Annotated in this window: 7 protein-coding genes and 1 other RNA gene; 3 read left to right on the top strand and 5 right to left on the bottom strand. The window is 61.6% G+C overall.

Going from position 1 to position 9,323, the window contains the following annotated elements; translation table 11 throughout:
• Window positions 1–5: 5 nt before the first annotated feature.
• The 3 genes from ssrS to VF497_RS06755 all read right to left on the bottom strand — a co-directional run bounded on the left by ssrS (window position 6) and on the right by VF497_RS06755 (window position 732).
• Window positions 6–190: non-coding RNA, 6S RNA (ssrS, locus tag VF497_RS06765), on the bottom strand.
• Between the two features lie 5 nt (window positions 191–195).
• Window positions 196–498 carry a cell division protein ZapA gene (locus tag VF497_RS06760; RefSeq protein WP_330886974.1) on the bottom strand — a complete coding sequence of 101 codons (303 nt, stop codon included), beginning with the start codon at window positions 496–498 and terminating at the stop codon, window positions 196–198.
• A 9-nt stretch (window positions 499–507) separates the two neighbouring features.
• Window positions 508–732 carry a TIGR02449 family protein gene (locus tag VF497_RS06755; protein ID WP_018972305.1) on the bottom strand — a complete coding sequence of 75 codons (225 nt, stop codon included), beginning with the start codon at window positions 730–732 and terminating at the stop codon, window positions 508–510.
• Between the two features lie 111 nt (window positions 733–843).
• Here VF497_RS06755 and VF497_RS06750 point away from each other — a divergent pair, with 111 nt between their 5' ends.
• The 3 genes from VF497_RS06750 to VF497_RS06740 are packed head-to-tail and all read left to right on the top strand — an operon-like array spanning window position 844 to window position 4,151.
• The gene (locus VF497_RS06750; protein ID WP_330886971.1) at window positions 844–1,401 is read left to right on the top strand and encodes a UPF0149 family protein; all 558 of its coding nucleotides are present in this window, start codon (window positions 844–846) and stop codon (window positions 1,399–1,401) included.
• 9 nt (window positions 1,402–1,410) lie between these two features.
• Window positions 1,411–2,724, top strand: a complete 1,314-nt coding sequence (gene pepP, locus VF497_RS06745) for a Xaa-Pro aminopeptidase (RefSeq protein ID WP_330886968.1) — start codon at window positions 1,411–1,413, stop codon at window positions 2,722–2,724.
• 38 nt (window positions 2,725–2,762) lie between these two features.
• Window positions 2,763–4,151, top strand: coding sequence for an AcvB/VirJ family lysyl-phosphatidylglycerol hydrolase (locus tag VF497_RS06740; protein ID WP_330886966.1), 1,389 nt, complete (start codon window positions 2,763–2,765; stop codon window positions 4,149–4,151).
• Window positions 4,152–4,244: 93 nt separating this feature from the next.
• Here the strand turns inward: VF497_RS06740 and VF497_RS06735 are convergent, their stop codons facing one another.
• Both VF497_RS06735 and VF497_RS06730 read right to left on the bottom strand, forming a co-directional pair.
• On the bottom strand, window positions 4,245–6,275 hold the full coding sequence (locus tag VF497_RS06735) for an alpha/beta hydrolase family protein (RefSeq protein ID WP_330886964.1): 2,031 nt from the start codon (window positions 6,273–6,275) through the stop codon (window positions 4,245–4,247).
• A 93-nt stretch (window positions 6,276–6,368) separates the two neighbouring features.
• Entirely contained in the window at window positions 6,369–9,275 is a 2,907-nt protein-coding gene (locus VF497_RS06730; protein WP_330886962.1) for a TonB-dependent receptor domain-containing protein, read from the bottom strand.
• Between the last annotated feature and the right edge of the window lie 48 nt (window positions 9,276–9,323).

The raw sequence follows: 9,323 nt of genomic DNA, 5'->3' as shown, positions 1-9,323 counted from the left end.
AAAGTACGCCCTCCGCGATGCCGATGCTCATCAAACGACCTTGATCCGAAGATCAGGTGGGAGGGCTCGCTGGTCGTCAGGCTTTCCGCACACGGCGGACATGCTCACGGACTTTCGCACCGCCATCCCGGGGTCGTATATAGGACCAAGGCGATATGTTTGGATGCGCTGTCGCACACCGCAGGGGACGCAGCGCTATTTTACGTGCGCGGCCAAGGCCGTGTCGAGCTTGCCGCGCAGCATCTGCAAATGCTGAGCCAAGGATCCGCCGTCGATGTCGGCGCGCTGCTTGCTCTGCATCAGCTCGTGCGCGATGTTGAGCGCGGCCATCACCGCGATGCGATCCAGGCCTTGCGTGCGCGTATTGCCGCGCACCTCGCGCATCTTGCCGTCGAGATACGCCGCCGCCGCGATGAGGCCGGGCCGTTCTTCGGGCGTGCACGCAATGAGGAATTCGCGGTCGAGAATGCTGACCGCGACGGGCGTCGCCTCACTCATCTAGCTGCCTCATGCGTTGCTCTCCAGGGAGCGCAGGCGCACGATCATCGCCTCCACGCGCGAGCGCGCCTGCTCGTTCTTCGCCATCAGGTTCGCACGCTCGGTGTTTAGCTGTTCCTGGCTCGCCCGCAGGCTGCGATTTTCCTCGGTCAGGCGGTGCACCAATTCGACCAGACGATCCAGTCGCCCGCTGATTTCGGCGAACTCGCTGACGAGGTTGGGCGTTTCGGCCATGACCGCACTATATGCAAGCGGCGGGGTACGGTCAACGCGTGACCAACCGGCGCGATCGGCGGCGCACGCGCGCTGCTACAATGCAGCGATTCCACGCAATCCGGGCCAACGGTGTCGACCACGGCGATCAGCTACAGCGAACTCGGCGACGCACTTGCCCGCGTCCAGGCCGGCGTCGGCGCGAGTGAGCTGCAGGGTTCGCTCGTCGGCTATCTCTGTGGCGGCGGCAGCGCCGATGCGCGAAATTGGTTCGACGTGCTCGAACTCGACCACGACGGCGAGATCGCCCGCGCATTGCCGCCGGGCCTGCTCGAACGATTGCATCGCGACTGTTCGGCCTGGCTTGCCGATCCTGAACTCGGTTTCGAACCCTTGCTCCCCGCCGCGGAAGTGCCGATCGATGTGCGCGCCGATGCGCTGGTCGAGTGGTGCCGCGGTTTTCTCGGCGGCTTCGGCCTCGCCGGTGGCGGTCATCATGGCTCGCTGTCCGCTGATGCGCAGGAAATCCTCGCCGACTTCGGCACGATCGCCGCGACGCGCTTCGAATACGCCGGCAACGAAGATGACGAGGCCGCGCTCGCCGAAGTGATCGAATTCATCCGCGTCGGCGCACTGCTGCTGCATGCCGAACTGCATGCGGCGCCGCAATCCGGCGCCACCCTGCACTGACATCGCCGCATGATCGAAGCCAAGGAATACGCCCGCCGCCGCAAACAACTGATGCGCATCGTCGGCGACGACGCGATCTGCATCGTGCCGGCCGCACCCGAGCGCGTGCGCAGCAACGACTCGCACTATCCATACCGCCAGGACAGCGATTTCCAGTACCTCACCGGCTTCGGCGAACCCGAGGCCGTGCTCGCGCTGATTCCGGGCCGCGAGCACGGCGAGGAAATCCTGTTCTGCCGCGAACGCGACGCCGAGCGCGAGGCCTGGGACGGCGCGCGTGCCGGCACCGAGGGCGCGGTCGAACGCTATGGCATGGACGATGCGTTCCCGATAGTCGACATCGACGACATCCTGCCCGGCATGATCGAAGGCCGTTCGCGCGTCTACTACCACTTCGGTCGCGACGTCGAGTTCGACACCAAGCTGATCGGCTGGGTCAATCGCGTGCGCGGCGAGATTCGCCGCGGCGCGCGCGCGCCACACGAGTTCGTCGCGCTCGGCCACATCCTGCACGACCTGCGCCTGTACAAGACGCGATCCGAACTGCGCGTGATGGCGCGCTGTGCGAAGATCGCCGCCGAGGCGCACCTGCGCGCGATGCGCGCCACGCGTCCCGGCATGAACGAGCACGAGATCGAAGCCGAGCTGCTGCACGCGTTCCGCAAGCACGGCGCGGTACCGAGCTACGAGCCGATCGTCGCCGGCGGCGCAAACGCCTGCGTGCTCCACTATCGTGCGAACAACGCACCACTCCGGGATGGCGACCTGCTGCTGATCGACGCCGGCGCCGAACTCGACTGCTACGCCTCGGACATCACGCGCACGTTTCCGGTCAACGGCAAGTTCACGCCCGTGCAACGAGCGCTGTACGACATCGTCCTTGCCGCGCAGCACGCAGCGATCGCCGAGGTGCGGCCCGGACGACCGTTCATTGCCTACCACGACGCCGCGGTACGCACGATCACGGCGGGGCTGATCAAGCTCGGCCTGCTCAAGGGCAGCGTGCAGAAGAACATCGACGACGGCACCTACCGGCGTTTCTACATGCACAAGACCGGTCACTGGCTCGGCCTCGACGTGCACGACGTCGGCGACTATCGCATCGACGGCGAATATCGCGAACTCGAGCCGGGCATGGTCGTCACGGTCGAGCCAGGAATCTACATCGCGCCCGATGCAAAGGGCGTGGATGCGAAATGGCGTGGCATCGGCATCCGCATCGAGGACGACGTCGTCGTCACGCGCGGCGAGCCGGACATCCTCACCTCGGCCGTGCCGAACGATGCCGACGAGATCGAGGCCTTGATGGCCAAAGCACGATGATCCGTTCTTGCTTGTCACTCGCATCACGCTTTTCGCTGGTGTTTTTTCTATCCTCCTTCCTTCTTCTCGCTGCCTGCGCTCGCGCTGAAGCCGCGACGACGCCCGTCCACTACGGCTTGTTTGGCGAAGTGCACGTCGCGACGCCCGCGGGCGATCCGAGTCGCACGGTCGTCTTCATTTCGGACAAGGACGGCTGGAACGCGCGCGCTGAATCGCTCGCCACAGCCCTGAGCACCGACGGCGCGCTTGTGTTCGGCATCGACTATCCCGCGTACCTCAAGGAAATGGAGTCGATCAAGAATGACGCCTGCCATTTTCCTTCCGCGCACATCCAGGAAATGAGCGACTGGATGCAGAAGAATCAGAAGGTGAAGAATTTTTCCTATCCGCTGCTTATCGGCGATGGCGCGGGCGCCGCGTTCGCCTACGCGGTCGACGCGCAGGCACCGAAAGGGACGTTCGGCGGCCTCGTCACGCTGGGTTGGGACTTTTCGCCACGCTTTCCGAAGCCGTTCTGCAAGGGCGATGCCGGCGAGATGTCCACGGCCGTAGGCAAGGACACGTTCCTTATTGCACCGGTGAGTGCGCTTCCGAACCGATGGCTGCCGTTGCCGTTCGCGAACGGCGCGCGCGCGGATGGTGCACTGTCGATGCTGCGCAATCTGCAGCAATGGATTGCATTGTCATCGTGGCTTGTGAAGCCGCGCGATGATGCCGGCACCGAACTGAACCACGGCATCGCGTGGCTGACTGCACCGGGCGTGGTCGCGAAGCCCTTGCCCGGTGACGTCGCCGATCTGCCGCTGATCGAAGTGCCCGCGCAGGGCGCGTTCGCCGAGCGCATCGCGATCATCCTCACCGGCGACGGCGGCTGGGCCGGGCTCGACGTCGCCGTGGCCGATCAGCTGAGCAAACGCGGCATCGCCGTGGTCGGCCTCAACACGCTGAAATTCTTCTGGCAGACACGCACTCCAGCCGAGGCCGCCGACGCGGTGACGCGCATCATCGGCCACTACGGCGGCGAGCATCCGCATGCAGACTTCGTCGTCATAGGCTACTCGTTCGGCGCGAGTCTCGCGCCGGTCGTCGTCAACCGCGTCGCCGATGCCGCGCGTGCGCGCATCGCGGCGCAGGTGCTGATCTCGCCCGACCCCGAAGCCGTGTTCGAGATCCACGTCGGCGACTGGTTCGGCTCCACCCATCACGAGGGCGCGATTGCGATTGCGCCCGAAATCGCGGACACGAAGGTGCCGGTGATCTGCGTGCACGGCGCCGAGGAAGGTGCCGACAGTTTCTGCGCGACGCTGGTCGGCAAACCGAACGTCACCGATGTGTCGCTGCCCGGCGGCCATCACTACGATGGCGATTATGATGCGCTTGGCAAAGCCATCGCGACTGAGCTTCCAGCGCGAACCACGAACAAGTAGGTACAAAATCCAAGTAGGTTACAAAATCGCGAAATGTCAATCGATGGCGGCGGCGATTCCGGATTGCGCCGCCACCCAGGAAGTCCGTAATCGCTACTTTTTCTGATCGAAGCAGCTATTCGTGAGATAGCCCAGGATCAGATCGTTCGTCTCACGTTGTTGGCGCGGATACCAAGGCATGCTGTGCGGCATATCGGCGATTTCCTTGTACTGTGCAGGCACGGTGCTCTTGACGGCATTGTAGAAAGGCTCGGCGTGAATGGCTCGCGGCGTGCGCACGTCGCGGTCGCCGTCGAACACCAGGATCGGCAAATGGGCTTTGCTCGCATTGCGCATCGGATCCATACCTTTCACGGTGCGGCCCTGCAGAATGCGCTGAAGGCGACTGTCGCTCCATGAGGTGCCCAAACGCCCGAGATCGGCCACGGGGGCGCCCGCGATAGCGCACTGGAATGGTGACGGTGAACGTACATCGGCGGCGATCGCCGCAAAGCCACCGTAGGAGTAGCCGAAGATCGCGATGCGCTCTTTCGCTGCGATGCCTTGCGACACCAACCATGCGGCACCATCATCGAGGTCGTCGGACATCGCCAGTCCCCATTGTGCATCGCCGGCCATCCAGAGCTTGCGGCCCAATCCATCGGAGCCGCGATATTGCGGGCGCAACACCGCATAGCCGCGCGAGGTGAGCATGGGCACCCAGCCTGGCGCGTCCCAGCCGGTGAAATCGCGCGCCCAAGGGCCGCCGTGCGGCATGACGATGGCGGATGCGGGCGCATCGGCTTTCTTCCAACCCGCCGGCAGATCCAGGATCGCCGGAATTTCCAGTCCGTCGCGCGCCTTGTAGGTCACCCAGCTCTGGGTGCCGGTCATCTCCGGCTTGATCTCGGGCCGTTCGCTGCCGAGGTCGACCACTTGCTTCTGGTTCAGCAGCATATGGAAGGCCGGCGGCGCACTTGCGCTTTCGGTACGAAACAGGACCTTGGAAAGATCGTCGGTATAGCTCGAAATGGAGATTTGCTGCCCGGGAAACGCCTGCGCGATGCTGGCCTGAATCGATTTCATGGCCGGGTCAACGAAAATCTGCTGCGAGTACGCTCCATCGACGACAAAGCCGACGATCTTGTTGAAGTTGCTCGTGCGCGTACTAAAGATCAGGCTGCCGATAGAGTAGTTTTTGTCAGCCACGAGCGGTTCGGCGTCGAACTTCTTCTGTGCCGGGTCATACACACGCGCCTGTACTTGATCGGAGAACTGATCGGTCAGCACATAGTACTTGCCACTCGCATCGTCGATCCCCGCCACGTTCACTTTGTGACGATCGGAAAGCTTGGTCGTCAGCGCCGACTGAACCACGAATTCCCCGGTTTTCGCATCGCGGATATGGATGCGTTGCTCGTAGTCATCGCCGGTTGCTTCGATTTCGGATTTGACCAGCACTTCACCGCTGCGTGGATCGAACAGTGTCGGCCTCGCGCGTGAGCCGCCGCGGAACACCAAGTCTTTGCTGCCGGTTCTCAGATTGTAGCGATAGTAGTCGGCGGCCATGCTGATCTGGTCGAGTCGTTCAATAATGACTCGGTCTGGATCACGCGGCAGCATGGCTGCCAGCGCGGCGGTGCCAGCGAGTTCGAGGCACTGTTGCTTGTCCTTGCTCTGTCCCAGGGCCTGAGCTTCACTGGCAAACGCTTCGTTGAATTTCTTTTGATCGACGTCGGTCAAATAGGCCTTGGTCACGAAAGTCATGGTCGAACCGGCCGCTTTGCCCTCTATGCAGCCGCCGGCATTGCCGGTCCATTCCTGGCGCGCAACCGCGAGGACTTTGTCCGCCTTCAACGCAGAGGCGGCGATGAATTTCATCTGGTCACCGGAGGGCGTGATCATTTTCGGCCCGGACGAAAGCGATGCCGTGTCCCAAGCGGCGAGCGCCGTCTCCTCCGGATTCTTGGGCGAGTGAATCAGGGCAACCAGGTGCTTGCCGCTGGGGTCCATTGATACCGATTGAATCGCCGGCAGGCGTGTCAAGACGTCGATGGAAATCGGCTCGGCCGCAATGGCGGTCGATGACGAAGAAATCGCGATCAATAAGCTACAGAACAACGCTCCGCCGATAGACATCCGCATCTCAAGTTCTCCGATTGAATCTCGTCGCCATTAAAAAAGGAGGCGACGCAATGTCGCCTCCTCAGAGCTTTGCAGGAACAAAACGCCTTGCGCTCAGAACGACATGTTCAAACGCACATAGTACGTGCGACCGAACCAGTCATATTGCGAAGCACCGAGCGGCGTATTGCCTTGTACACCGGCGAACGTGTCCGCGCCCGGAGAGACCAGGTCGGGTTTCTGGTCGAGCAGGTTGCGGATGCCGAACAGGATTTGGTACTTGCCGCCATTGTACTCAGCCGACACGCTATGGCGGAGCTGCCACTCGGCCTTGAGGTCACGCACGGCGTTCTTATAGCCCTGATAGGTGAAGACCGCGGGCAGATCCTTGTTCGATGTCGAACTGGTGTAGTTTCCTTGCCAGTAGAACGTCCAGTCGCCTCGCTTCAGGCTCGCATCGAAAATGCCGACCATATGCGGGCGGCCGATATAGCCGACGAGCTCGGAGGAGGCCAAACCGCTCGCCTCGGCGCTGTCGAACTGCTGGTAGATATCCGAGATCGTGTAGGTCAACTGTGCACCCGCCTTGACCTTGCCAAAGGCGAGATCCTGGCTGTAGTCCAGCTGGAAGTCGTAGCCGCGGGTGCGCTCCGAATTGACATTGATATAAGTGGCATGAACGTCCGTGATCATGTTCGGATTCGCCGCGTCGCTCGGCGAATTGCGGTGGAACTGGGTGCAGAAATTGTTCGGATACACCGGCAAGCCATAGCAACCGGACAGAATGGAACTTGCCCCGAGACTGGCGATTTCGCCGTGGATGGAATAGTCAAAGTAATCCACAGCCACGTTCAGATCGGCGAAGGTCGGCGACCAGACGAAGCCCGCCGATTTGGCGCGCGAGGTCTCGGGCTTGAGGAAACCCTTGCCGCCGCCCTGGTAAACGGTAGCCGAAGGATTGCCACTCGCACCGTAGTCGGCCGGGATACCGGCAGCCGCGCAGTTCTTTCTGATGAAGTCGTTGTTGCTGTCGCCCCAGTTGAGGCAAGGGTCGATCGAGGCTTGCGACAAAAAGCCCGATTGATTGCCCAGATACAACTCGTACAGGCCCGGAGCGCGATATGAAGTGCCGATCGTGCCGCGCAAACGGAACGACGGAATGATCTGCCAGTTCACCCCGTATTTCCACACGCTAGACGAGTCGCCTACGGATTGATACTTGAATTGGCGCGCGGAGCCATCCAGGGTGAGCGACTCGACACCGGGGAGGTCGTGCAACAGCGGGATGCCGACTTCGCCGAAGAACTCATGGACATTGTCACTGCCTTTGGTTTCCAGAGCGCTGGTCAGGCCCCAAGTCTCAGGGGGCGGCTTGTCGTCGATGGTGTAGTGGCGATACTCGACGCCGACCGCGGCGCTGACCGGACCAGCCGGAAGGTGAAACAGATCGCCATTGGCGATGGCATTAACCGTAGCTTGCGTGTAAACCGTATTGCCGGAAGCGACCTGACCGATGGCATTGACGAGCTTGTTCATGCACTGACCGTTCAAGATGCACGGCTCGAAATAGTTGATCAGCGGCTTGTCCAACATGTTTCCGTCATTGGCCAAGTCGCCGCTGTTGGCGAGGTTGATTCCCAAGGTGCTGTAGTCGCCACTCGAGCGCGAGTAGGTCCCATTGACCTGCCATGACCAGCTGCTGGAAGCGGTGAAACCGCCCGACAACTTGGTCGCGCCATAGAAATAATCGACTTCGGCCTTCGAATTGCTCGGGAACGGCATGATCGGTTCGAAATACGGCGGCTTGCTCGCATTTCCGGGTTTGAGGGGGTCGACCCAGCCAGCGGCTTGGTCTGCCTCCACAACCGGGAAGAACTGCCTGAAACTGTCGTGGCTGGCCTTGCGATTGTTGTAGAGAAACTGCGAGTCCCAGTTTACGTTGCCGAAGTTGAAACTCGTCGCCGCGTACAAACTCGCGCGCTGCTGTTCGTCGATCGCGTAGGTGCTGCCGTAGAACGGGAAATTGAGCTGGTCCTCGTAGTACGCCTGCGGTGAGTTGGCGTAGGTCTTAGTCGGATACGGGCGCAGGTGGTAACCGGGGAAAGGTCCGCTGGAACCGCCGCCGGGCACAAAGCGGTTGTTCGAATTCCAGTAGTAAATAACCGTGTTTGCGTACAGGTTGTTGCAGCCCGCAAGACTGGTGCCTTGCAGAACGGAATGATCTTGCCGATCGATGCGCTTGCCGTCGGTGCCCCAGACCATGTCTCGACCGCAGTTGAGGAAGTCGCGGTCACCGACCCTGAGCGGTTGCTGACGGTCGACTTGCGCGGCAATCATGATGTTGCCGTTGTCGAGATTCCAACCGGTGCCGATCGAGCCCAGCATCTGCTGACCACCGCCGTGCTCCGGCCCGCTGAAATAGAAACTCGTCTCGGTGTGGTCCAGGCGCTTCTTGGTAATCAGGTTGACAACGCCGGAGATGGCATCGGAGCCGTAGATCGAGGACGAACCGTCTTTGACAATTTCGATGCTTTGCAGGATGACCTGCGGAATGACGTTCAAGTCGAAGGCGCCGACCTGACCACGCGTGCCGGCCGGACCGGGGCGCTGGCCATCAAGCAAAACCAACGTGCGATTGGAGCCGAGGCCACGCAAATTGACTGTCTGCACGCCGGTGCCACCGGCGATGACGAAGCCGCCGAACTGGTTGTTGATCTGTGTGGAGCCGGCTGCAGCAGAGGTTGTTTGCAGAAAATCCGCCGTAGTGAACTGGCCGGCGGCGATATCGGCTTTGATATTGATGACCTGCACCGGCGTTGTCGTCTGGTATTCCGGCCGGCCGAGCAGCGAGCCCGAAACGGTGATGCCTTCCAACGAAGTCGCTTCTTCCTTCTTTTTCTGGGTATCGGCCTTGGCCGAGTTCGTTGGCTGATCGCCGGCGCTCTGCGCCATGGCGCTGCCGATCGCAAGGCTTGCATACAAGCCCATGATGATGGACGAGACGAGTACACGCTGCTTCATGTTGTTCCCCAACCGAAATGGTACGAACCCGGGCTTTTGTCGAACCGG

The sequence above is a fragment of the Rudaea sp. genome, from assembly GCF_036383415.1.
Taxonomy (GTDB): Bacteria; Pseudomonadota; Gammaproteobacteria; order Xanthomonadales; family Rhodanobacteraceae; genus Rudaea.
This window is presented reverse-complemented; position numbering and strand designations above follow the sequence as displayed.